Genomic DNA, 24,254 nt, shown 5'->3' with positions numbered 1-24,254 from the left:
GGGCTGGGACGCCGGTTCTTGCAGTGCACGTGCAACCGGCTTGCGTGAACCCGTACTCTTCTTGCCGTGACGCGACGACGGCTGGCCGAGGTGGCCAGGAAGGTCGGCGTCAGTGAGGCCACGGTCAGCCGGGTGCTCAACGGCCGGCCCGGGGTCTCCGACGCCACCCGGAACTCGGTGCTCGCCGCGCTCGACGTGCTCGGCTACGAGCGGCCCACCCGACTGCGGGGCGACCGCACCCGGCTGGTCGGCCTGGTGCTGCCCGAACTGCAGACCCCGGTGCACGCCGCGTTCACCGAAGTGCTGGCGGCCGGTGTCGCCCGGCTCGGGCACACGCCGGTGCTGTGCATCAGTTCGCTGGGTGGTGTCAGCGAGGCCGCCCACGTCCAGACCCTGCTGGAGCAAGAGGTTTCCGGCATCTTCTTCGTCGGTGGGGCGAGCGGTGACGCCCATGTCCCGCACGACTTCCTCGTTCAGCTCGGGAATCGAGGAATTCCGGTGGTTCTCGTCGGGGCGGCGGCGCAAGAGCTTCCGTTCGAACGAGTCTCGATCGACGACGAGGCGGCGACCCGGGCGGCTCATGCCCATCTGCGCTCGCTCGGTCACGAGCGCATCGGGCTGGTGGTCGGGCCACCCGGGCACGTGGCGTCACGACGGCGGAAAAGGGTTTTCGCGGATCTCGGCCCGGCCGAGCTGGTCGAGCACGCCATGTTCACGATCGAGGGAGGGCAGCTCGCGGCCTCCCTGCTGATCGAACGCAAGGCCACCGCGGTCATTTTCGCGAGCGACACCCTGGCCCTGGGCGGGCTGCGGGCGGCGCGCCGGGCCGGGCTGGACGTACCGGGCGACTTCTCGGTGGTGGGTTCCGACGACTCGTTCCTGATGACCTGCGCCGACCCGCCGCTCAGCACGGTGCGCCAGCCGGTCGAGGCGATGGGGGCCGCCGCCCTGACCCTGATGGCCGGTCAGATCGAGGGTGGCCCGGCCTCGAACCGGGAGCTGCTGTTCGAGCCGGAGCTGGTGATCAGGGCCTCTTCGGGGCGTTTGTCGCGCTGATTTCTTGCGCGATTCGCGCAAAATCTTGCAACCGGCCCGAGGGTGACTTGACCGCCTTGCCGACCACAACGTCCATTTGCCCGAAATCTCTTGTGGCCTGGACGATCTGAGTGGCGCGAGCCCGGCCGGACCCTAGGCTCGCCGGTGACACCGTCCCGCCGATCGCCGGAGGATTCACGTGCCCAAGCTCACCGTCAACAGCCCGGTCGAGAGCGTCGAACTGCACTTCACCGACCAGGGGTCGGGCGATCCGGTCGTGCTCATCCACGGCTGGCCACTGTCCGGCCGCTCCTGGGAGAACCAGGTGCCCGCCCTGGTCGCCGCCGGGTACCGGGTGATCACCTACGACCGCCGCGGGTTCGGCGAGTCGTCGCAGCCCTGGAACAGCTACAACTACGACACCCTGGCCGCCGACCTCGACACCCTGATGACCGCCCTCGAGCTCAATGACGCCACGCTGGTGGGGTTCTCGATGGGTGGAGGGGAAGTCGCCCGGTACATCGGCACCTACGGCACCGACCGGGTGGCCCGGGCCGTCTTCGCCGCCGCCGTGCCGCCGTACCTCTACAAGACGGGTGACAACCCGGACGGTGGGCTCGACGACGAGACGATCAAGTCGTTCCAGGAGGGGGTGGCCACCGACCGGCTGGCCTTCCTGGAGGGGTTCATCGAGAACTTCTTCGCCGCCGGCGGCAAGAGCGACCTGGTCAGCCAGGCCCAGAAGGACTACGCCCGGCAGATCGCCGCCTTCGCCTCGCCGAAGGCCACTCTGGAGTGCATCGCCTCGTTCGGCACCACCGACTTCCGCCCCGACGTGGCCAAGATCGACGTGCCCACGCTGGTCATCCACGGCGACAGCGACTCCATCGTCCCGTTCGAGGTGAGTGGCAAGCGGGTGGCCGAAACCGTGCCCGGCGCGCGGGCTCACGTGATCAAGGGCGGCCCGCACGGCATCAACGCCACGCACGCCACCGAGTTCAACGAGGCGCTGCTGGAGTTCTTAGGGGCGTGACGGTGGACGTGGTGGTCGGGCCGGGCCGCGGTGTCACCATCGTGGGTGCGGGCACCGGGTACCGGTCCAGCCAGGTCATGAACGCGTCGGTGGGCAGCGGCGCGGCGAACAGGTAGCCCTGCGCCTCGTCGCAGCCCAGCCCGCCGAGGGCGGCGAGGGTCGCCTCGTCCTCCACGCCCTCGACGAGCAGGCGCATGTCCAGGCGATGGGCGATCTGGGCGGTCCCGGCGACGATGGCGGCCGTGCGCTCGTCGCCCAGGATGCGGTGGGTGAAGGTGCGGTCGATCTTGAGTTCGGCCGCCGGGATGTCGTTGAGGTAGCTCAGCGACGAGTAGCCGGTGCCGTAGTCGTCGATGCTGATGCCGAACCCACGGTCGGCCATGTCCCGGATCGTGCGGGCGGCCAGCACCGGGTCGACCATGAAGCCGGTCTCGGTGATCTCCATGACGAACTGGGCCGGGTCGATGTCGCGGGCCAGCACGTCGTCGAGGATCTCGAGCAGGCGGGGCTCGGCGAGGAACCCGGCCGAGAGATTGACCGACACCCGCAGCGACCGGCCCGCCGCCCGCCAGCGCTGCCACTGGGTGACCGACTCGTGCAGCACCCGCTCGGTGAGAATGCCCATCAGGCCCTGGTTCTCGACCAGGTCGACGAACCGGACCGGACCCAGCAGACCGTGCCGGGGGTGCTCCCAGCGGGCCAGGGCCTCGGCGCCGACCACCTCCAGGTCGCAGATGCGCACCTGCGGTTGGAAGAACACCCGGATCTGCTCGGCGACCGCGGCCGGGTCGGCGAACACCCACTGCAGGTCCTCGGAGAGCTCGAGCTCCTCCTGGGCGGCCGCGTCCAGGTCGGAGTCGTACCGGCTGAACCCGAGGCCGGCGCTCTTGGCCCGGTACATCGCCACGTCGGCGCGGCGCATCAGCTCCACCCCGGGCATGTCCGCGTGGTCGTTGTGGGCGACGCCGACGCTGGCGTAGACCCGCAGCGGCCGCCCGTCCAGGCTGCGGTAGGTGGCCCCGGCCTCGACCAGGCGCTGCGCGGTGAAGTCCGCGTGCTCGGCCCCGGCCCCGGTGAGCAGCACGGCGAACTCGTCGCCCCCCAACCGGGCCAGCAGCCCACCGGCCGGGACGTGCCGGTCGAAGCTGGCACTGACGTCCTGCAGCAGCCGGTCGCCGACCGAGTGCCCGTAGCGGTCGTTGATCAGCTTGAACCGGTCGAGATCGATGAGGAGCAGGGCCACCTCGGTGTTCGCGGCCAGGCTGCGGTCGATGGCCATCACCATGGCGCGACGGTTGGCGGCACCGGTGAGCTCGTCGGTGAGGGCCTCGTGCTTGGCCCGGGCCAGCACGGCGAGGTCGCGCACCACGGTGACGAAGCGGTAGCAGGCCCCGGCCACGGCGGTCGCGGCCAGCCCGGTGACGAGGACGTCGTGGCGGCTGGTGAGTGCCTGCTGGACGAGCACGAGCACCCCGGCGATCAGCACGGTCAGGGCGCTGGCGGTGGTGGTCTCGGTCATCGCGGGCAGCAGTTCGGAGCGTTCGGCCGGGCGCTGGAAGGCCAGGCCGATCAGGGCGGCGGCGACCAGGATCAGGCCCTGGGTGGCCGCGGCGCCGTGGGCGTGCGGGCCGCTGCCCAGGGCCAGCGGGGCCAGGGCCACGGCCAGGGGAGTGGCCATCGCCCCGGTGAGCAGCCAGGCCCGGGCGTCGGAGGCCAGCCCGTTGAGGTTGGCGATGGTCACCGCGGAGCCGAACAGCACCACGCCCGCGCCGATCAGGGCGTACCCGGCCTCGGTGCGCCAGAAGACGAACGCGTCGTCGTGCAGGCCGGGCTCGTGCACCGCGTTGGCGATGGCGACCACGACCATCCAGGCGCCGATGCCGTTGAGGATGTCGTTGGGGTCGGCCAGCGCGGTGCGCACCCGTTTCCAGCGCACCAGCCCCTGGTAGAAGAACGGGCCCGCGGCGATGCAGCCGACCGTGAAGACGACCCAGCCCAGATCGGTGCCGGAAGGGTACGGGCCGTGCGCGAGCAGGGCGGCGGCCTGCCCGGCGAGCACGGCCACGGTGAGGATCAGCGCCCCCAGCAGCAGGTAGCGCCAGACCTGGGTCTCGTGCTCCTCGGTGCGGTCGCGCCGGGCGTTGCGCCGCAGCAGCACCAGGGTGACCGCCGCCAGATAGGTGGCGAGGAGGCAGTTCACCGCCTCGGCCACGGCGAAGGGGGCGTCGGCCGTCACGGCCACCGCCCCGAGGGCACCCAGCAGGGTGATGGCCGACAGCACGAGTCCGGTCACCGTGGCGCGGCTGATCCAGCGCCCGGCTCCGGCGGCGTACCGGGGCTGCGTCACGACTCTCCATCGGTCACGGGAATGAGCGGTTGGACGGTTCCGCTTCCGCTCACCCGTCCGGCCCGGCGTCCCGTCCTCCACAGTGTGCAACCACGTGCCACGGTATGTGGCCGGGATGGCGGTGAATCATGAGATGGGAGGATGTGGGCGTGAACACGCCGCACCCCCGCGGCCATGGTGTTCCATGGGTGAGCGGACAGTGTTCCCGGACGCGTGAGGACCACGTGCACACAGAAGACTCCCTGGTCGGCGCGGACGCGGCGGTCGGAACGGACGGTGCTGCGCCCGGTGGCCGGCGTCAGCGGCGCTGGCCGGCGGTCACGGCCGCGGTCGTGGTGCTGCTCCTGGTGCTCGGGGTGGGCGCGAACGTGTGGGCCACGCGCTACACGAAGGACGCGGTGGTCCGGGTCCTGCGGTGCGTCACCGGTGACGAGTCGCTGAGTCCCACGGTGTCGCTGGGCGAGACCCCGCTGCTGATGGGGCTCGTCTCCCGCACGGTGGACCGGATCACCATCAGCGGCCTGTCGACGACGTCGATCGCGGCCGTGGCCGCCCCGGCCACCGCGGCCGGTGACACCGACGCGTCCTCAGGCATCCCCCTCGGATCGCTGACGGTGACCCTGACCGGCGTGGGCCTGGGCGACCCGCCCACGATGGATTCGGCTCACGCCGCCCTGACGCTGCCCTTCGACGGGCTCAGCGGGAAGCTGACGTCGTCGGCGGACCCCGAGGACGCCGGTGAGCTGAACGGGGCGAGCCTGACCGCGCAGGACGGGTTGCTCGCGGTCACCCTGGCCGAGAAGGTCGGTGGACGCCCGGTGAAGGTCCTGGTGCGGCTGGAGCCCGGCGGCGACACCCTGACCGCGACGCCGGAGTCGGTGGTGGTGGGCGGCCGTACGGTCGGCGTCGGCCTGGTCTCCCTGCTCACGGGAGACCTGCTGCAGGACGAGAACGGTGAGAGCCGGCTCAAGCCGCGCACGGTCGACCTGGGCCTGCCTGCGGGCACAACCCTCGAGACGGTGGGGGTGCGGCCCGAGGGCCTGGCCCTGGGCCTCGCCGTCGACCCGGCCCAGGTCAGCCGGGCCGGGACCGCGGGCCGGGACTGCCTCGCCTGAGGCTTGCCCGATTCTTGCCCGATCACGAAGCTGCCCCGCGCATGTAGCTCCCGAGGCGCAACCAGCAGTTCGTTGTCACACTGACGCCATGAGCGTGAGCCGACGGCGCACGGTTGGGGTGGAGGAAGAATTCCTCCTGGTCGACGAGCACGGCGTCCCGCGTCCCGCCGCGCCGCGGGTCACTGCCGGGTCGCACGAGGGCATCGAGCACGAACTGCAGCAGGAACAGGCCGAGACCGGATCGCGGCCCCGCCGCGACCTCGACGAGCTGGCCTCCGACCTGGAGCTGCGCCGACAGGGGCTGAGCCGGCTGGCGGCCGGGCACGGAGTACGGGTGGCCGGGCTGGCGACCAGCCCGGTGATGGCCGAACCCACGCTCTACCCCGAGGAGCGCTACCGGCGCATGGTCAGCGATTACCGCACGACCGCGGCCGAGGTGCTCACCTGCGGCTGCCACGTGCACGTCGGCATCGAGTCGGAGGCTGAGGGGATCCGGGCCATCAACGGCATCCAGCCCTGGCTCTCGGTACTGCTGGCCCTCAGCGCGAACTCGCCGTTCTGGCACGGCACCGACACCGGCTACGCCAGCTACCGGCGCCAGGTGCAGGACCGCTGGCCCAGCTCCGGCCCCACCGGCCCGTTCCGCGACCCCGACGAGTACCACTCCCTCGTCGACACCCTGATCGAGACCGGCGTGCTCCTCGACCTCGGCATGGTCTACTTCGACGCCCGGCTCTCCGCGCGCTACCCGACCGTCGAGATCCGGGTGGCCGACGTCGGCGCCGAACCCGACAGCGCTGTGCCCCTGGCCGCCCTGTGCCGGGCGCTGGTCGAGTCGGCCGTCGACGACGGGCCCTGGCCGGCCGCCCGCCCGGAGCTGCTGCGCGGCGCCGCCTGGCGGGCGTCCCGCTACGGACTCGCCGGGCAGCTCATGGATCCCCTCACCGGGCAACGGGTTCCGGCCCCGGTACGGGTGCAGCAGCTCGTCGACCGGGTGAGACCGGCCCTGGTGCGCAACGGAGACCTGGAACGGGTGGAGCACGCGCTCGAGCAGGTACTCCGGCACGGCACCGGCGCGGAACGGCAACGGGCCGTGTACGCCCGACGCGGTGACCTCGCCGACGTGGTGCTCGACGCCGTCGAACGAGGCCACCCGGAGCCCTATCTCGTTCCGAACACCTCACGGACGGCGGGCAGGATCTCGCTCTGAGCCGCCTCCAGGAACGACTTCTGCCGGTCTCCACCGATCTGCACCAGCGCCACGTCGGTGAAGCCCGCCTCCGCGAACGGCCCGAGCGCCTTGACCACCGCGTCCACGTCCGCGCCGCACGGGATCTGGGCCGCCACGTCCTCCGGCCGCACGAACTGGCTCGCCGCGTCGAAACCGGCCGTCGACGGAATCTCCGCGTTCACCTTCCAGCCACCCGCGAACCAGCGGAACTGCTCGTGCGCTCGCTGCACCGCCGCGTCCCGGTCGGAGTCCCAGGAGATCGGCAGCTGCCCCACCTTGCGCGCCGGGGAACCGGACGCGCTCGCGGCGTCCCAGCCCCGGCCCAGCTCCGGATCCGGCTCGGTCGAGATCATCACCTCGGCCTTCGGGGCGAACGCCTCCACCGACTGCCTGCCGCTCACGGCCACACCGATCGGCACCCGCACGTCGGGCAGGTCCCAGAGCTTGGCCGAGTCGACGTGGAAGTGCTTACCGCCGTAGGTGACGTAACCGCCGTCGAAGAGCGCTCCGATGATGTCGACGGCCTCCTCGAGCATCTCGTGCCGGGTGTTCACGCCCGGCCACCCCCGGCCGACGACGTGCTCGTTCAGGTTCTCGCCGGAGCCCAGGCCGAGCGTGAACCGGCCCTCGCTCAGGATGCCCACCGTCGCGGCCTGCTGAGCCACCACCGCCGGGTGGTAGCGCACGGTCGGGCAGGTCACGTAGGTCATCAGCTCGAGCGTGGAGGTGACCTGACTGACCGCGCCCAGGGTGGCCCAGGCGTTCGGGCTGTGCCCCTGGGCGTCGAGCCAGGGGAAGAAGTGATCACTCGTCACGGCCAGGGTGAACCCGGCCTGCTCGGCGTCGGCCGCGTCGCGGACCAGGCTGCGGGGATCGGTCTGCTCGCACATCAGGGTGTATCCGAGGTTCACCATGGTCCGACCCTGACACCGACCGCCGGGGCCCGCATGCCCAACTGCCCCCGTGCTTTTCGACTCATCCTGCGGCATTTGTGGGGCCGGGAGCGGCGAAATGCCGAGAATCCCTCACCGCTGCCCGGTTCAGTGATCGATTCCGGGTGCCGAAAGAGTCACGGGCCTCTCCACGGTGGCGAGGCGAACTGGCGTCGAAGGCGGCTGCGGTGCGCGGAATCAGATTCACGATAGGTCGGAGACTGGCTCTGCTGGGAGGCATCGGCCTGGCCGTCGCCGTCCTCAGCAACGTCGCGGCACTCATGCTCGCCGCGCAGGTGAAAGACCTTCAGGGGCAGGAGCGTACGCATCTGAAGGCGCTCGCGGTGATCCGGCAGCTCGATACCCGGGCCAGTGAGCTCAAGGTGGACGGGTACAAGGCCCTGCTCTCACCGAGCCCGGCGGACCTCAAGCAGGACCTGACCGACGACACCGCCACCGTGGACGAGCTGTTCGGCAAGCTCGACGCGCTGCCGCTGCACGACGACGACAAGCAGATGGTCGACGGGATGCGCTCCGCGTTCGGCGACTACACGAAGGCCATCGGCGTGGTCATCGACGCCGCGGTGAGCAACCAGGTCGCGGCCCGCCGGGACTACGAGGCGATCCAGACCGCCAACGACGCCACCGACGAGGCCGTGGGCAACGCCTCGGACGTGCTCGAGCAGGCCTCGACCGAGCTCGAGGGGCAGGCGAACGCCAAGTTCCGCACGATGAACATCGTGATCCTGGCCGTGCTGGTGGCCGGTGTGGCGATCGTGGTGGCGTCCACGGTGACGCTCTCGCGGGCCATCACGCGGCGCGTGCGCCGGGCCGTCGAGGTGACGAAGAGCGTTGCCGCGGGCGACCTCTCGCAGAAGATCGACGACCACGGCAACGACGAGATCGCGGACATCTCGGCCGCGCTGGACGACGCGACCGGCCGGATCCGGACCGTCTTCACCGCCATCGGGGCCACCTCGGAGCGGCTGCGTGGCGCCTCCGGCGGTCTGACCCAGGTGGCCGGCGAGGTGAGCCGTTCGGCCACCCAGACCTCCGAGCAGGCCGGTGTGGTCTCCCGGACCGCCGACGAGGTGTCCACCAACGTGCAGTCCGTGGCGGCCGGTGGTGAGGAGATGACGGTCTCGATCGCCGAGATCGCCCGCAACGCGCAGGAGGCGGCCCGGGTCGCGACCGGTGCGGTGGCAGCCGTGGAGTCGACCACCGGCACGATGAACAAGCTGGGCGACAGCTCACGGGAGATCGGTGACGTGGTCAAGCTGATCACGTCGATCGCGGAGCAGACCAACCTGCTGGCCCTGAACGCCACTATCGAGGCGGCGCGGGCGGGGGACGCGGGCAAGGGCTTCGCCGTGGTCGCGGACGAGGTCAAGCAGCTGGCCCAGGAGACGGCCCGGGCGACCGAGGACATCTCCAAGCGGGTGGAGACCATCCAGGAGGACGCGGACAGCGCCACCTCGGCCATCACCGAGATCGCGAACGTGATCGCGCAGATCAACGAGTTCCAGACCACCATCGCCTCGGCGGTGGAGGAGCAGACCGCCACCACGCAGAGCATCAACGCCGGGGTCGCCACCGCGGCCGACGGTTCCAGCGAGATCGCGCGCAACATCTCCGGGGTGGCCGCCGCCGCGGACACCACCACGGCGACCATCGGCCAGGCCGAGGAGAGCGCCCGGGAACTGGCCGGGATGAGTGACGAACTCTCGCGTCTGGTGGCGGGCTTCAGGTACTGAGCTCCTGAGTCTGAGCTCCCGGGAGCGAGGTGCGGCTTCCGGGGGCTGAGGCGACGCGGTGCGTACCGTTTCGGCACGGCTTCCGGTCAGGCCGAAACGGCCGCACCTCGCGCCTTCGGGCCCTGGCCCGCACCCGGGCGTTCCGGCGCCGAGCCACCTGCTGGCGAAAAGACGGGACGCCACACCTATTCTCACCTTCGCAGTGGTGCCGGCGATGATCTGAGGGAGCCTGACGCTGCACTCGATCGGCGCCCGGCCCGCGGAGATCACCGCCGGTGCCCTGCTGGTGCTGCGGTCGGCCGGAACCGGGCTTGCCGTCGAACGTCTCAGCAACCGGCCGGGTCTCCACGGCCGCACTCTGGGCCGGAATCGGATTCGCCCTGGTGAAAGCCGGGATCGCCGGTGTCAAAGTCATTTTCACGCACCGATGACCGATTTCGCCCGCAGCCATCTACACCCGAGCGGGTTTCCGCGCCACCCTTTGCGCGAAATTACGCAGAATCCCTTAGGTGTGGCTGTGCCGATCGGGTGGGCCTATGCTGTTCCTCGTTGCGGCACAAGGCGATATGACACTATTGAAATGAACAACGCGGAGCGTGACGACATGGCCCGGTGTAGCCGTGAGGGTTGTTACACAACGGTTTTCGTTCCTGCCCAAGGGGTGCGCGAGAGGACTATGGTGGCCTGATGCGTTCCAAGGATCTCGCTGTTCACAGCGACTCGGAGAAGAAACCGGTGCTGGTCACCGGTCCGGTCGGTGCAGGGTCGCGCCGTCCGCTGGGGGATCGCGCCCGTTCGTTCGCACAGCGCGTCCTGAAGAAGGGCAGCGCACGCACGGTCATGGTGTGCTCACAGTGCGAGCTCACAGGAGGCCCGTTCAGCCGCGAAGAGGCGGCGCATCTGCTGCGCATCCATGAGCAGCTGCACCACGGCATTGCCATGCACCGCCCGCCGCTCCCGCCGGCCACCTGAGTTCTTCCGTTCCACGTCATCAGAGCTCCCCGTCGGTGTTGACGGGGAGCTCTTCTGCTGTCCGGATGCACGGGCTTCCTCAGCGCGGACGGCAATGAGGGACGTGGTGGTCGGGTCCGCTGGTGCGTGAACGTCAGGGGCGGGTTGGGGGCTGACCTCACCGGAGGAGCTGCGGCTACGGAGAGTGGTTGGCCGGCAGCTGCCGGCAGGCATTCGCCGGGCCGCTGCAGGTGATCCGACCAGGGCGGATGTCGCGTGACCGCGCGCACAGCGGGGGCCGAAAAGTGGCTTCCGGCGAGCAGGACACGCCTGCACGCTGGTGAAACCGCAGGTGAACGGGGTTTGAGCGGTGGACGGCGCGGCGATTTGACTCAGCCCGGCTGCGGTCCGTAACGTTCTGGCTCGTTGAGAACGCGAGAAACGGACACCACGGTGGCCGGTCGCGAAGTCCCAACATCTCCTTCAAGGCCTGTGAACGTCAGTGACATGCCTCCGCTGGTCGGAATGTGTGGCACGGACTGAACATGTCGAAAAGGAAAAGCTCGAACGCCGGTCATAACCGCGAAACACGGATTTGACCCGGTGGCAACACGGCAGTAATGTTCTACAACGTCGCCAGGACGGAACGCCGAAAGGCAGGAAGTTCTGAGCGTCCGCTCCTTGAGAACTCAACAGTGCATCTGAACAACCGATGCCAAATGATTGTCCCGATTGGGATGGTCTCTGGCTAATGGTCTTCGGTTCTGCAGGTCATCGACCCCCGTCGGTGGTCTGGGTAACGGGATCGGAGTTGTTGGTCAGGATTCTTGCAACACTTCGCTAAAAGTCTTCCTAGAAGATTATTTACGGAGAGTTTGATCCTGGCTCAGGACGAACGCTGGCGGCGTGCTTAACACATGCAAGTCGAACGGTGAACCTCTTCGGAGGGGATCAGTGGCGAACGGGTGAGTAACACGTGAGTAATCTGCCTCTGACTCTGGGATAACCACGGGAAACGGTGGCTAATACCGGATATGACACATGGCTGCATGGTCTGTGTGTGGAAAGTTTTTCGGTCAGGGATGAGCTCGCGGCCTATCAGCTTGTTGGTGGGGTAATGGCCTACCAAGGCGACGACGGGTAGCCGGCCTGAGAGGGCGACCGGCCACACTGGGACTGAGACACGGCCCAGACTCCTACGGGAGGCAGCAGTGGGGAATATTGCGCAATGGGCGAAAGCCTGACGCAGCGACGCCGCGTGAGGGATGAAGGCCTTCGGGTCGTAAACCTCTTTCAGCAGGGAAGAAGCGCAAGTGACGGTACCTGCAGAAGAAGCACCGGCTAACTACGTGCCAGCAGCCGCGGTAATACGTAGGGTGCAAGCGTTGTCCGGAATTATTGGGCGTAAAGAGCTCGTAGGCGGTCTGTCGCGTCTGCTGTGAAAACCTAGGGCTTAACTCTGGGCGTGCAGTGGGTACGGGCAGGCTAGAGTGTGGTAGGGGAGACTGGAATTCCTGGTGTAGCGGTGAAATGCGCAGATATCAGGAGGAACACCGGTGGCGAAGGCGGGTCTCTGGGCCACTACTGACGCTGAGGAGCGAAAGCATGGGGAGCGAACAGGATTAGATACCCTGGTAGTCCATGCCGTAAACGTTGGGCGCTAGGTGTGGGGCACATTCCACGTGTTCTGCGCCGCAGCTAACGCATTAAGCGCCCCGCCTGGGGAGTACGGCCGCAAGGCTAAAACTCAAAGGAATTGACGGGGGCCCGCACAAGCGGCGGAGCATGCGGATTAATTCGATGCAACGCGAAGAACCTTACCAAGGCTTGACATGGGGTGAAAACTCGTAGAGATACGGGGTCCGCAAGGGCGCCTCACAGGTGGTGCATGGTTGTCGTCAGCTCGTGTCGTGAGATGTTGGGTTAAGTCCCGCAACGAGCGCAACCCTCGTTCCATGTTGCCAGCACGTTATGGTGGGGACTCATGGGAGACTGCCGGGGTCAACTCGGAGGAAGGTGGGGATGACGTCAAATCATCATGCCCCTTATGTCTTGGGCTTCACGCATGCTACAATGGCCAGTACAAAGGGCTGCGAGACCGTGAGGTGGAGCGAATCCCAAAAAGCTGGTCTCAGTTCGGATCGGGGTCTGCAACTCGACCCCGTGAAGTCGGAGTCGCTAGTAATCGCAGATCAGCAACGCTGCGGTGAATACGTTCCCGGGCCTTGTACACACCGCCCGTCACGTCATGAAAGTCGGTAACACCCGAAGCCGATGGCCTAACCCGTAAGGGAGGGAGTCGTCGAAGGTGGGACTGGCGATTAGGACGAAGTCGTAACAAGGTAGCCGTACCGGAAGGTGCGGCTGGATCACCTCCTTTCTAAGGAGCACTCGAAAACCTCACCGGCTCAGGCTGGTTGATGGTTCAGAGGTATGCCATTGCCTGCGCGATGACGGTCATCCATTCCGGTGACCGCTAGTTGCGGGGTGGCTGCTCAAGGGTGGAACATCGGTTGGCTCTCATCTCCGGGGCGGAGATGGGGATGCACTGTTGGGTCCTGAGGGAGCGGACCACGAGGCTGGAAACAGTCTGGTGGGCCGTGAACTTGGGTCTGAGGCTTGGAAGAGCTTCTTTCCGAAGGCATGACAGTCCTTCATCACAGTGCCTCGCAGCGGGTCTCGTGCCGGCGGTGGGGTAATTGGTGAGCTTGAGGGTTGTGTGTGTTCGTTGCTTGTGAACTGCATAGTGGACGTGAGCATCTTTAATTCTGTGCTTAATTTTTCCGAGTGCATCCTGCCCTTTGTGGGTGGGGTGTGTTGGTAAGTTTTTAAGGGCACACGGTGGATGTCTTGGCACCAGGAGCCGATGAAGGACGTAGGAGCCTGCGATAAGCCTCGAGGAGCTGGCAACCGAGCTGTGATTCGAGGATTTCCGAATGGGGTAACCCGGCTGGAGGCAAGTCCAGTCACCTGCACCTGAATATATAGGGTGTTGGGAGGGCACGACGGGAAGTGAAACATCTCAGTACCGTCAGGAAGAGAAAACAACAGTGATTCCGTGAGTAGTGGCGAGCGAAAGCGGATGAGGCCAAACCGGGCGTGTGTGATAGCTGACAGGCGTTGCATGTCCGGGGTTGTGGGAGCTGTTTTCGGCGCGCTGTCGAGTGTCGGGTGAGTCAGAAAATCATGTCATAGTCGAACGTCATTGAATGGGCGACCGTAGAGGGTGTTAGTCCCGTAGACGAAATGTCATGGTCTCACTTAATGGTTTCCCAAGTAGCACGGGGCTCGTGGAATCTCGTGTGAATCTGGCAGGACCACCTGCTAAGCCTAAATACTCCCTGGTGACCGATAGCGGACTAGTACCGTGAGGGAAAGATGAAAAGTACCCCGGGAGGGGAGTGAAATAGTACCTGAAACCGTGTGCCTACAATCCGTCGGAGCCTTGCGGGGTGACGGCGTGCCTTTTGAAGAATGAGCCTGCGAGTTAGTGGTGTGTGGCGAGGTTAACCCGTGTGGGGTAGCCGTAGCGAAAGCGAGTCCGAATAGGGCGATTCAGTCGCATGCTCTAGACCCGAAGCGGAGTGATCTACCCATGGCCAGGTTGAAGCGCGGGTAAGACCGCGTGGAGGACCGAACCCACCAGGGTTGAAAACCTGGGGGATGAGCTGTGGGTAGGGGTGAAAGGCCAATCAAACTCCGTGATAGCTGGTTCTCCCCGAAATGCATTTAGGTGCAGCGTTGCGTGTTTCTTGCCGGAGGTAGAGCTACTGGATGGCTAATGGGCCCTACAAGGTTACTGACGTCAGCCAAACTCCGAATGCCGGTAAGTGAGAGCGTGGCAGTGAGACTGCGGGGGATAAGCTTCGTAGTCGAGAGGGAAACAGCCCAGATCACCAGCTAAGGCCCCTAAGCGTGTGCTAAGTGGGAAAGGATGTGGAGTTGCTGTGACAACCAGGAGGTTGGCTTAGAAGCAGCCACCCTTTAAAGAGTGCGTAATAGCTCACTGGTCAAGTGATTCCGCGCCGACAATGTAGCGGGGCTCAAGTACACCGCCGAAGCTGTGGCATTCCAGCAATGACCTAGATTCTCCTTGATGAGTTTTTCAGGTGTTGGGATGGGTAGGGGAGCGTCGTGTGGCGAGTGAAGCGTCGGGGTGACCCAGGCGTGGACGCCACACGAGTGAGAATGCAGGCATGAGTAGCGAAAGACGGGTGAGAAACCCGTCCGCCGAATGACCAAGGGTTCCAGGGCCAGGCTAATCCGCCCTGGGTAAGTCGGGACCTAAGGCGAGGCCGACAGGCGTAGTCGATGGACAACGGGTTGATATTCCCGTACCGGCGTAGAACCGCCCATAGCGAACCCAGCGATACTAAACTCGTGATGCTCTGCCGGCTTTCGGGCCGAAGGAGTTGAGCCTGTGACCTGGACTGGTAGTAGTTAAGCGATGGTGTGACACAGGAAGGTAGCCTCCGCGTGGCGATGGTTGTCCACGTTTAAGCATGTAGGGCGAGCTGTAGGCAAATCCGCAGTTCTTTCTTTGATGATGAGCCTGAGATGTGATGATGACCGCATTGGCGGGAAGTGGGTGATCCTATGCTGTCGAGAAAAGCATCTAGCGAGGTTCGAGCCGCCCGTACCCTAAACCGACTCAGGTGGTCAGGTAGAGAATACTAAGGCGATCGAGTGAATCGTGGTTAAGGAACTCGGCAAAATGCCCCCGTAACTTCGGGAGAAGGGGGGCCTGAGGCGTGACCTGGACTTGCTCCGGTGAGCGTTTGAGGGCCGCAGAGACCAGGGAGAAGCGACTGTTTACTAAAAACACAGGTCCGTGCGAAGTCGCAAGACGATGTATACGGACTGACGCCTGCCCGGTGCTGGAACGTTAAGGGGACCGGTTAGCTCGTAAGGGCGAAGCTGAGAACTTAAGCGCCAGTAAACGGCGGTGGTAACTATAACCATCCTAAGGTAGCGAAATTCCTTGTCGGGTAAGTTCCGACCTGCACGAATGGCGTAACGACTTCTCCGCTGTCTCAACCGCGAACTCGGCGAAATTGCACTACGAGTAAAGATGCTCGTTACGCGCAGCAGGACGGAAAGACCCCGGGACCTTTACTATAGCTTGGTATTGGTGTTCGGTACGGCTTGTGTAGGATAGGTGGGAGACTGTGAAGCCGGCACGCTAGTGTTGGTGGAGTCGACGTTGAAATACCACTCTGGTCGTTCTGGATGTCTAACTTTGGTCCGTGATCCGGATCAGGGACAGTGCCTGGTGGGTAGTTTAACTGGGGCGGTTGCCTCCTAAAGAGTAACGGAGGCGCCCAAAGGTTCCCTCAGCCTGGTTGGCAATCAGGTGTCGAGTGTAAGTGCACAAGGGAGCTTGACTGTGAGACCGACAGGTCGAGCAGGGACGAAAGTCGGGACTAGTGATCCGGCAGTGGCTTGTGGAAGCGCTGTCGCTCAACGGATAAAAGGTACCCCGGGGATAACAGGCTGATCTTGCCCAAGAGTCCATATCGACGGCATGGTTTGGCACCTCGATGTCGGCTCGTCGCATCCTGGGGCTGGAGTAGGTCCCAAGGGTTGGGCTGTTCGCCCATTAAAGCGGTACGCGAGCTGGGTTTAGAACGTCGTGAGACAGTTCGGTCCCTATCCGCTGCGCGCGTTGGAAACTTGAGAAGGGCTGTCCCTAGTACGAGAGGACCGGGACGGACGAACCTCTGGTGTGCCAGTTGTCCTGCCAAGGGCACCGCTGGTTAGCTACGTTCGGAAGGGATAACCGCTGAAGGCATCTAAGCGGGAAGCTCGCTTCAAGATGAGGTTTCCATGCACCCTCGAGGTGTGAGAGGCTCCCAGCCAGACTACTGGGTTGATAGGCCGGATGTGGAAGCAAGGACTGAAGACTTGTGAAGCTGACCGGTACTAATATGCCGATGACTTACTCACTCACTCGTTGAGTTGAGCGCGTAAAGATTGTTCACGTCCACTATGCGGTTCACGGGAAACGACCACGCCCACCCTGAGGGTGGCTGGTTGTGCCGGTAGAGTTACGGCGATCATAGCGGCAGGGAAACGCCCGGTCTCATTCCGAACCCGGAAGCTAAGCCTGCCTGCGCCGATGGTACTGCACTGGTTACGGTGTGGGAGAGTAGGACATCGCCGGACAATCATTGAAAGACAGAAGTGGCGGCCCCCGCCCAGCCTGAAAAAGGCTGGAGCGGCGCGGGCCGCCACTTCTGCGTTTGCCGTGACCACCACGTCCCCCGTTGGTGTCGTGCGACCGGAATCAGCCGCACGACACCAACGACCGTCGCTACCGCGTGCGCCTGAGGCTCTCGCCGAACCGGATACGCACCGGATCAGCGATACCGGCCGGATCGAAACCGAAGACCTGCCCGTAGAACGAGAGCTCCGACTCGATCGCCCGAACGATGTTCTCGGCCCGGCGGAACCCGTGCTGCTCGCCCGCGAAGAGCAGATAGCTGTGCGGCACCTGCTTGGAGGCCAGCGCGGCCACGATCATCTCGGCCTGGGCCGGCGGGACGACCTCGTCCTCCTCACCCTGCAGCACGATGAGCGGGCGATCGAAGCCGTCGATGTGTGTCAGAGGGGAGCGTTCGGTGTAGATCTTCTCGGCCTGCGGCCAGGGCCCGACCAGCCCGTCGAGATACCGGGACTCGAACTTGTGCGTGTCCCGGGCCAGGGCACTGAGATCGGCGACGCCGTAGAGACTCGCGCCCGCGGTGAACACGTCACGCGTGGCCAGCGAGGCGAGAACCGTGTACCCGCCGGCACTTCCACCTCGGATGGCGAGTCGCGACGCGTCCGCCAGCCCCTGACCCGCCACCCAGAGAGCGGCGGCGCAGGCGTCTTCGACATCGACGACGCCCCAGTTGCCGTCGAGGAGCTTGCGGTAGGCCCGCCCGTAGCCGGTGCTGCCGCCGTAGTTGACGTCGATGACGGCGAAGCCGCGGCTGGTCCAGTACTGCGTCTGCAGGCGGAAACCCGATCCGGCGGCCGAGGTCGGGCCGCCGTGCACGGTCACGATGAGTGGCGGGCGGGCGTCTTCGGGACCGCGCGCGACGGCGGAGGCCGGGAGGTAGAGGTGGGCGTGGGCGTCACGTCCGCCGACGCTCGGGAAGGTGACGTGCCGGGGCACCGAGATGCCGAGCGGATCGAGGTCGTTGTCGGTCACCTCGCTCAGAACGGTCCAGGCCGGGCGGCCCTTCGTGTCGACGCGGAGCTCGATGACGACTGCCTCGGCGGTAGCCTGCGTGGCGATCGCGGTGAGCCGGGAACCGTCGGGCGAGAGGCGCAGGCTGTCGAGCGACCCGAACGGCAGGGGGTGCGTCTCGGGTGAATCCCCGTCCACCCGGACCAGATTGGCGCCCTCCGCGTCCGTGTAAGTGAGCCAGACGCGTCCATCGGTATCGATCGTGTAGTCACTGTCGCCGAAACGCCAGGCCGGAGAACCGACTTCGGAGCGCAGCGGGAGCACCGGGGTGAACTCGCCGCTGTTCTCGTCGACCTGGTAGACGTTCCACCACTCCGACACGTCGGAGATGACGTACAGCCGGCCGTCCGCACCGAAAGCGGGCTGCATGAGCGCCTGCCCGTCGCGGCTCGCGGGTCGGCCGTGCCCGGTGCGAGGTGCACCGGCGAGAAGGCGAACGTCCGCGAGCGTGAGCGAGCCCGCCTCGGGCACGATCTCCGCGATCCACAGGGAAGTGCTGTCCCACGGCATGTTCGGGTGCTGCCACTCGATCCAGACCAGGTGCCGGCCGTCGGGGCTGATCCGGGGTGCGGCGACGAAGTCGGTGCCGCCGACCAGCACGCGGGGAGCTGTGTCCGTGGTGTCACCGGGGGCGGAGGGGAGGGCGACGATCTCGTTGCGGACGTCATCGCCCTCGTGCGTCTCCCGCACACAGATGACGGTGCGACCGTCGGGGGTCAGTCGTCCGTCCGCGTACCTCCACGCGCCCTTCGACGGCGGGGTGGGAGTGATGGGCACCGGACGCCGGCCCGGTTCGGCCCGGTAGAGGCGCTGGTCGTCGTAGCTGACCGCGAACACCACGTCGTCCGCGACCCACCAGGCGGCGCCACCGTACTCGTGCACGCGGCTGCGGGCGTTCCAGTCGGGGCCGAGGAGGTCGACGATGCTGGTCGCGTCGCCTCCGTCGGCCGGCCGGAACACCAGCTGCTCGCGCCCTCCCTGGTCGGGGCGCGACTGCGACCACCAGGTGCCGGTGCGACCGGGCCACACGTCGATGGGCCGGGTGACCCCGGAGACCAGGTCGGCCGCACTGATCGGTGAGGGCCAGGCGCCGTAGGGGACGACGGGGAGCTGGGAACCCGGGGAGTCGCTCATGCCGGAAACGCTACTGCGGATGGGTGGTGCCCGACCTCCGGAGATGCAGGGACCGCGCCGACCTGGTGACCCGAGCGAGGGACGCCGGCCCGTGCCTCTCGGCCCGGGAGCGCCGGGGATGGGAGCCGGCGCCCTCCGGCCGTGGCCGGCGTCCCTCGTCGGTGGTCTCTAGCCCTTCCTCCGGACGGTGAAGGTGGTGGCCACCTCCTGGTCGGCCGTGCCCTTGCCCACCGGGTCGAGGACGACGCGGGCGCTGGCGGAACCGCCCCTCTTCACCTTGCCGCCGTCGAGCCAGGCGCAGTCCCCGTCGTTCAGCGACGTGCGTTCCACGGTGGCGAACTTACGGTTCTTGCCGGCGACCTGGAGCAGGGCGGTGACGGTGCCGTCGCCGGTGTTGCAGATCCGGGCGCGCACCAGGCCCTTCGAGGTGACGGAGGGCTTGGTGACGGTGAGCTCGTAGTCGGGCTCGGGGCAGGCGACCTTCTGGCGCAGCAGGGCGCCGTCGGTGAGGGCCGAGTTCAGTGCCACGTTCCACGGGCCGGTGCCGGAAAGCTTCAGGGTGCTGGGCAGTTCGGTCTCGTCGCCGGTCCCGGTGGCCAGCGTGCCCGGGTAGGTGCCGGTCAGGCGCACGGTCGCACCCTTGGCCGAGCAGACCGGGGCGGCCGCCTTCAGAGTGCCGAGGGCGAGCGGGGCGGACTCGTAGCGGCTGCTGATCTCCTGGGAGGAGTCCAGGCAGTCGACGGTGATGCCGTAGTCGCCGAGCGGGGCGTCGTCGGGGAGCGGGAGCCTGGTCGAGCCCCAGGTGCCGTTGGAGACGTCGACCTCGGTGGTGGCCACGGCGCTGGGGTCGGCCCCGGCGCCCAGGCCGTCGATGTCGTCGCTGTCGTCGCCGGTGTCTCCGTCGCCGGATCCGTCGTCGTCGGAGTCGCCCGGGTCGTCGTCGGCCAGGGCGACCGGGCTGACCTGGATGCGGGCGGTGGTGGCGGGAGCGCCGCAGACGTCGACCGGGGCCACGGTGAGGGAGTCACCGGGCTGTGCGAGAGCGGGTTTCGCGCTGATCCTCGCCGCGCGGCCGGCGGAGGTGAGGGCGGCCGGGGCGTAGGTCAGGGTGGTGCCGTCGTCCGCATCGTCACCGTCGTCACTGTCCCCGTCGTCGTCGGGGGCGGTCCGGACCAGCCGGGTAGGGGAGCTCGAGGCGCCGGAGAGCGAGGAGAACGTGGCCGGGGCGGCCGCGGTCACGTACTCCGAGCTCAGGCAGAGCACGTCGACGGTGCCCGTGCCCGCGGTCACGGAGGACGGGTCCCAGCCCCCGGCCCCGTCCGGCCCGGTGACCGGCAGCCGCACCGTGGCCGGGCCCCAGTTGCCGTTGTCGTCGGTCATCAGCAGGCCGAGCTGGTAGGTGGTGTCCTCGGCGTCCGAGTAGGTGATGAGGACGCCCTGCTGGCCGTAGGCGGAGGGACAGCTCTGCGGCGGGGTGACGGTGAACGAGGTGCCCGCGCGCACGGACGTCGCACTCAGCGTGGGCGCCGGCGCGGTGTCGTCATCGGCGGCGTGGGCGAGCGCGGCCCCCGGGCCGAGCAGCATCGCGAGGGCGACGGTTCCGATGGCTCCAGTGGCCAGGACACGACGGACCATTCGGGGGCATCTCCATCTCTCCGGGGCGCACGACCCCAACGCCGTCGACCGCCGGGCCGGAAAGCTGAACTCGCCGGTCACCCGGCCGGGCCATCCAGATCGCATTCATCCCCCGGGAGGGCCACACCCTGAGACGGGCGGGCACGGACAGCGAAGGGAGGCCTAACCTTGCGCCTCATGGCGACGAGTTCGGATCAGGCCGGGGTGACCGCGCACGACGTGGACCAGGCGCGGCAACGGCTCTCGACCGTTCTGTCCCCCACTGCGCTGCAGTCGCTCGACCGACTCGGCGCGCGCACGGGCGGCCGGGTCTGGGTGAAGCGGGAAGACCTGCAGCCGGTGCGGTCGTACAAGGTGCGCGGCGCCTACAACCTGATCGCGCAGCTGGAGCCGTCGGCGCGTGCGGCCGGGGTGGTCTGCGCGAGCGCCGGCAATCACGCCCAGGGGCTGGCGTACGCCTGCGGCAAGCTCGGGGTGCACGGCCGGGTGTACCTGCCTCGCACCACGCCGCGGCAGAAGCGCGACCGGATCGCGGTGCTGGGGGGCGACCTGGTGGACGTGCGGGTGCTGGGCAACACCTACGACGACGCGGCGGCCGAGGCGGTTGCGGACGCGGCGCGTACCGGGGCCACGCTGGTGCCGGCCTTCGATCACGGGTGGACGGTGGCGGGGCAGGGCACGGCCGTCGCCGAGGCGTTCGAGCAGCTCGAGGAGCTGGGCGAGGCCCGGCCCGACGTCGTGGTGGTGCCGGTCGGAGGTGGCGGTCTGCTCGCCGGTACCGCGGTCTGGCTGGCCGAACGGCACCCGGGTGTGCGGCTCGTCGGGGTCGAGCCGGCCGGGGCGGCCTGCATGGCGGCCGCGCTGCGGGCGGGGGAGCCGGTGACGCTGCCGGAGGTGGACGCGTTCGTGGACGGGGCGGCCGTGCGCCGGGCCGGGGACGTCACCTTCCCGATCGTGCGGGACACCAAGGTCGAGGTGGTCAGCGTGGCCGAGGGCCGGGTCTGCACCGAGATGCTGGATCTCTACCAGTCGGACGGCATCATCGCCGAGCCGGCCGGGGCGCTGGCCGCGGCGGCGCTGGGTGACGTGGTGCGCCCGCAGCCCGGCGCGAGTGTGCTGGTGATGCTGAGCGGCGGCAACAACGACGTCAGCCGGTACGCCGAGGTGGTCGAGCGGGCCCTGATCCACGAGGGCCGAAAGCACTACTTCCTGGTCGACTTTCCGCAGGAACCGGGTGCCCTGCGTCGTTTTCTCGACGACGTGCTGGGCGCGGACGACGACATCACGTTGTTCGAGTACGTGAAGCGCAGCAACCGCGAGGTCGGCCCGGCGCTGGTCGGGATCGAGCTGGGCCGCCCCGACGACCTGGGGGCGTTGCTGGCCCGGATGGAGGCCTCACCGCCGAACATCGAGAAGATCCCGGCGGACAGCCCGCTGTTTCGATACCTGCTGTGAAGGGCGGTCCCCCCAGCCCGAAGGGGCTAGGGGGACACTCGTTTCAGCTCTCGATCTCGGACTTGTCGCCCGCCCACAGCGTGTGGAACGAGCCCTCGCCGTCGACCCGCTTGTAGGTGTGGGCGCCGAACAGATCACGCAGGCCCTGGATCAGCGCGGCCGGGAGCCGGTCGCGGCGCAGGCCGTCGTAGTACGCCAGGGACGACGAGAACGCCGGGGTGGCGACGCCGTTCGTGGCGGCGGCGACCACGACCCGGCGCCAGGCGCCGGCGCCGTTCTTCACCGCGTCGGCGAAGTACGGGGCCACCAGCAGGCTCTCGAGCTCGGCGTTGCTGTCGTAGGCCTCGCGGATGCGGTCGAGGAAGCGGGCCCGGATGATGCACCCGCCGCGCCAGATGGTGGCGGTCCGGCCCCGGTCGATGTCCCAGCCGAACTCTTCGCTCCCGGCCTGGATGTGGTCGAAACCCTGGGCGTAGGCGACCACTTTGGAGGCGTAGAGCGCGGCGCGGACGTCTTCGACGAACGCGTCCCGGTCTTCGGCGCTCACCCAGCCGTCGGTCACGCCCGAGCCGAAGGCCTGCTGAGCGGCCTCGCGCTGGGCCGCGTGCCCCGACAGCGAGCGCGCGAACGTGGCCTCGGCGATGCCGGTGATCGGAACGCCCAGCTCGAGGGCGTTCTGGACGGTCCAGCGGCCGGTGCCCTTCTGCTCGGCCTGGTCGAGAACCACGTCCACGAAGGGGTTTCCGGTGCGGGCGTCGGTGTGGCTGAGCACGTCGACGGCGATCTCGATGAGGAACGACTCCAGGTCGCCCTCGTTCCAGGTGCGGAAGATGTCGGCGATCTCGCCGGGCGTGGCGCCCAGTCCCTGACGCAGCAGGTCGTAGGCCTCGGCGATGAGCTGCATGTCGGCGTACTCGATGCCGTTGTGCACCATCTTCACGAAGTGGCCGGCGCCGTCGGGGCCGATGTGGGTGCAGCAGGGGGTGCCGTCGACCTGGGCGGCGATCGACTCGAACATCGGGCCGAGCCGGTCGTAGGCCCACGTCGAGCCGCCGGGCATGATGCTCGGCCCGAGCAGAGCCCCCTCCTCACCGCCGCTGACCCCGCAGCCGACGAAATGCAGGCCCCGGGCCTTGAGCGCTTCCTCGCGGCGGCGGGTGTCGGCGAAGTGCGCGTTGCCGGTGTCGACGACGATGTCGCCCTCTTCGAGCAGCGGCACCAGTTCGTCGATGACGGCGTCGGTGCCCGGGCCGGCCTTCACCATCACGATGACGACGCGGGGTTTCTGCAGCGAGCCGACGAAGTCTTCGAGCGACTCGGAGGGGACGAACGTGCCCTCGTCGCCGTGGTCTTTCACCAGGCTCTCGGTGCGCGCGTAGGTGCGGTTGTGCACGGCCACGGTATGGCCGTGGCGGGCCAGGTTCCGGGCCAGGTTGCGGCCCATGACGGCGAGGCCCGTCACCCCGATGTTGGCCGTGCCGGTCGTCTTCTCGTTCTCGGCGCTCACCGTTCTCCTCAGTCTCCGCGGCGGTCGGGCAGAGCGGGGTTGGATCAGAACCTCGCTCTGCCAGGCTACCTACGCAGAGTTATTGTGAAAGAGGAGAAGGGTGGCCCTGTCAGTCCCTGGGACCGCGCGCCGTTCTTCGCTCAGCAGCGTTCCTCGTAGGGAACGACCAGGGCGCTGACCGGCACGCCGTCGAACTCCTCGCCCGCCTTGGGCTCCTGGGAGCAGACCCGCCAGTCGCCGAGGTTGCCGTCGACGTCGTCGCCGTCTTCCTTGTCGATGAAGCGCACGCTGGCCTTCTCGCCGAGGATCTGACCCGCCATGTAGGCGGTGCGGTTCTTCAGATCGGGCATCTCGGTGGTGGCGACCTTGTAGAGCGCCTGGTCGGACGACGGGCACTTCTCGTCGATCTTCACCGCGCCCAGCTCGACCTTGGCGTCTTTGTCGGCGGAACCGGCGGCGGGGGTCTGGAAGCAGACCACCCAGTCTTTGTCGTCGCTCCAGCGGCGGTCGCGGCCCAGCGCGTCATGGGTCTCGACGTCGCCGAAACCGGAGGTGTCGGCCTTGTCCTTGGCCCACTCCAGTCCCTTGCCCACGAGGTTGGGCAGGTCGGCCTTGGCGGCGGCGGTGTCGCTCCCGCCGCTGCCGATCATCCAGAAGATCAGGATCAGCACCACGGGCGTCGCCAGTACCGCGATCAGCACGATCGTGGGCGTGCTCGGACCGGTCCGCTCGCCTGCCATCAGCGCAACCACCCTTTCGGCCGTGATACCCCGGTTGGCCGTTTTCGTCAGCCGGAAGAATTATCCCGGACCCGGCGGTTGCATATCAATCCGCCGCGCTGCCCGGGTCCGGCACCGGTCGTGCATCTGGGCCCTGACCGGCGGCGATCAG

Annotated in this window: 13 protein-coding genes and 3 rRNA genes; 10 read left to right on the top strand and 6 right to left on the bottom strand. The window is 67.4% G+C overall.

Translation table 11 applies throughout. The annotated features are described in order from the left end of the window. Positions 1–66: 66 nt before the first annotated feature. A complete protein-coding gene (locus J2S57_RS09440) occupies positions 67–1,056 on the top strand; it encodes a LacI family DNA-binding transcriptional regulator (RefSeq protein WP_307240626.1) in 990 nt (329 codons plus the stop codon). Positions 1,057–1,234: 178 nt separating this feature from the next. Then, positions 1,235–2,068 (top strand): alpha/beta fold hydrolase, encoded by an 834-nt coding sequence (locus tag J2S57_RS09435; RefSeq protein ID WP_307240624.1) that lies wholly within the window; start codon positions 1,235–1,237, stop codon positions 2,066–2,068. On the opposite strand, the gene J2S57_RS09430 is transcribed toward J2S57_RS09435, so the two are convergent. Next, positions 2,034–4,415, bottom strand: a complete 2,382-nt coding sequence (locus J2S57_RS09430) for a putative bifunctional diguanylate cyclase/phosphodiesterase (protein WP_307240622.1) — start codon at positions 4,413–4,415, stop codon at positions 2,034–2,036. The two genes, J2S57_RS09435 and J2S57_RS09430, sit on opposite strands and share 35 nt — an antisense overlap. A 224-nt stretch (positions 4,416–4,639) precedes the next feature. On the opposite strand from J2S57_RS09430, the gene J2S57_RS09425 reads away from it, so the two are divergent. Then, positions 4,640–5,530 carry a hypothetical protein gene (locus tag J2S57_RS09425; RefSeq protein ID WP_307240620.1) on the top strand — a complete coding sequence of 297 codons (891 nt, stop codon included), beginning with the start codon at positions 4,640–4,642 and terminating at the stop codon, positions 5,528–5,530. 88 nt (positions 5,531–5,618) lie between these two features. Continuing rightward, positions 5,619–6,740 carry a carboxylate-amine ligase gene (locus J2S57_RS09420; protein ID WP_307240618.1) on the top strand — a complete coding sequence of 374 codons (1,122 nt, stop codon included), beginning with the start codon at positions 5,619–5,621 and terminating at the stop codon, positions 6,738–6,740. Here the strand turns inward: J2S57_RS09420 and J2S57_RS09415 are convergent. Continuing rightward, positions 6,692–7,672 carry a TIGR03557 family F420-dependent LLM class oxidoreductase gene (locus tag J2S57_RS09415; protein WP_370882607.1) on the bottom strand — a complete coding sequence of 327 codons (981 nt, stop codon included), beginning with the start codon at positions 7,670–7,672 and terminating at the stop codon, positions 6,692–6,694. The genes J2S57_RS09420 and J2S57_RS09415 overlap by 49 nt on opposite strands. Positions 7,673–7,881: 209 nt before the next feature. Between J2S57_RS09415 and J2S57_RS09410 the strand changes: the two genes are divergently transcribed. The 5 genes from J2S57_RS09410 to rrf all read left to right on the top strand — a co-directional run bounded on the left by J2S57_RS09410 (position 7,882) and on the right by rrf (position 16,563). Next, positions 7,882–9,447: a methyl-accepting chemotaxis protein gene (locus tag J2S57_RS09410; protein WP_307240613.1), complete on the top strand. Its 1,566-nt coding sequence runs from the start codon at positions 7,882–7,884 to the stop codon at positions 9,445–9,447. Positions 9,448–10,134: 687 nt separating this feature from the next. Beyond that, complete coding sequence (locus tag J2S57_RS09405) at positions 10,135–10,419, top strand: hypothetical protein (protein ID WP_307240611.1); 285 nt, start codon at positions 10,135–10,137, stop codon at positions 10,417–10,419. Positions 10,420–11,261: 842 nt separating this feature from the next. Next, positions 11,262–12,778 (top strand): 16S ribosomal RNA (locus tag J2S57_RS09400). 438 nt (positions 12,779–13,216) lie between these two features. Next, positions 13,217–16,344: ribosomal RNA gene (locus J2S57_RS09395) — 23S ribosomal RNA — on the top strand. Positions 16,345–16,446: 102 nt separating this feature from the next. Continuing rightward, a 5S ribosomal RNA gene (gene rrf / locus J2S57_RS09390) occupies positions 16,447–16,563 on the top strand. Together the 16S, 23S and 5S rRNA genes form the textbook arrangement of a ribosomal RNA operon. A gap of 148 nt (positions 16,564–16,711) precedes the next feature. Here rrf and J2S57_RS09385 read toward each other — a convergent pair. Together J2S57_RS09385 and J2S57_RS09380 are read right to left on the bottom strand one after the other, a co-directional pair. After that, positions 16,712–18,766, bottom strand: coding sequence for a S9 family peptidase (locus J2S57_RS09385; RefSeq protein WP_307240609.1), 2,055 nt, complete (start codon positions 18,764–18,766; stop codon positions 16,712–16,714). A 168-nt stretch (positions 18,767–18,934) separates the two neighbouring features. Then, a complete protein-coding gene (locus J2S57_RS09380) occupies positions 18,935–20,401 on the bottom strand; it encodes a hypothetical protein (protein WP_307240607.1) in 1,467 nt (488 codons plus the stop codon). 177 nt (positions 20,402–20,578) lie between these two features. Here J2S57_RS09380 and ilvA point away from each other — a divergent pair, with 177 nt between their 5' ends. Next, positions 20,579–21,856: a threonine ammonia-lyase IlvA gene (gene ilvA / locus J2S57_RS09375; RefSeq protein ID WP_307240605.1), complete on the top strand. Its 1,278-nt coding sequence runs from the start codon at positions 20,579–20,581 to the stop codon at positions 21,854–21,856. A gap of 43 nt (positions 21,857–21,899) precedes the next feature. Here ilvA and gnd read toward each other — a convergent pair whose 3' ends face one another. Both gnd and J2S57_RS09365 read right to left on the bottom strand, forming a co-directional pair. Beyond that, on the bottom strand, positions 21,900–23,363 hold the full coding sequence (gene gnd / locus J2S57_RS09370; protein ID WP_307240603.1) for an NADP-dependent phosphogluconate dehydrogenase: 1,464 nt from the start codon (positions 23,361–23,363) through the stop codon (positions 21,900–21,902). Positions 23,364–23,503: 140 nt separating this feature from the next. Then, positions 23,504–24,103 (bottom strand): hypothetical protein, encoded by a 600-nt coding sequence (locus tag J2S57_RS09365; protein ID WP_307240601.1) that lies wholly within the window; start codon positions 24,101–24,103, stop codon positions 23,504–23,506. Positions 24,104–24,254: the final 151 nt, after the last annotated feature.

The organism is Kineosporia succinea (assembly GCF_030811555.1).
Lineage (GTDB): Bacteria > Actinomycetota > Actinomycetes > Actinomycetales > Kineosporiaceae > Kineosporia > Kineosporia succinea.
Note: the sequence above shows the minus strand (reverse complement) of the source record. Positions and strands in the feature narration are given on the sequence as shown.

Coding starts and splice junctions, on each gene's coding strand:
- J2S57_RS09420 (WP_307240618.1), top strand. CDS start 5,619: ATGAGCGTGAGCCGACGGCGCACGGTTGGGGTGGAGGAAGAATTCCTC.
- J2S57_RS09405 (WP_307240611.1), top strand. CDS start 10,135: ATGCGTTCCAAGGATCTCGCTGTTCACAGCGACTCGGAGAAGAAACCG.
- J2S57_RS09385 (WP_307240609.1), bottom strand. CDS start 18,766: ATGAGCGACTCCCCGGGTTCCCAGCTCCCCGTCGTCCCCTACGGCGCC.
- J2S57_RS09380 (WP_307240607.1), bottom strand. CDS start 20,401: ATGGTCCGTCGTGTCCTGGCCACTGGAGCCATCGGAACCGTCGCCCTC.
- ilvA (WP_307240605.1), top strand. CDS start 20,579: ATGGCGACGAGTTCGGATCAGGCCGGGGTGACCGCGCACGACGTGGAC.
- J2S57_RS09365 (WP_307240601.1), bottom strand. CDS start 24,103: ATGGCAGGCGAGCGGACCGGTCCGAGCACGCCCACGATCGTGCTGATC.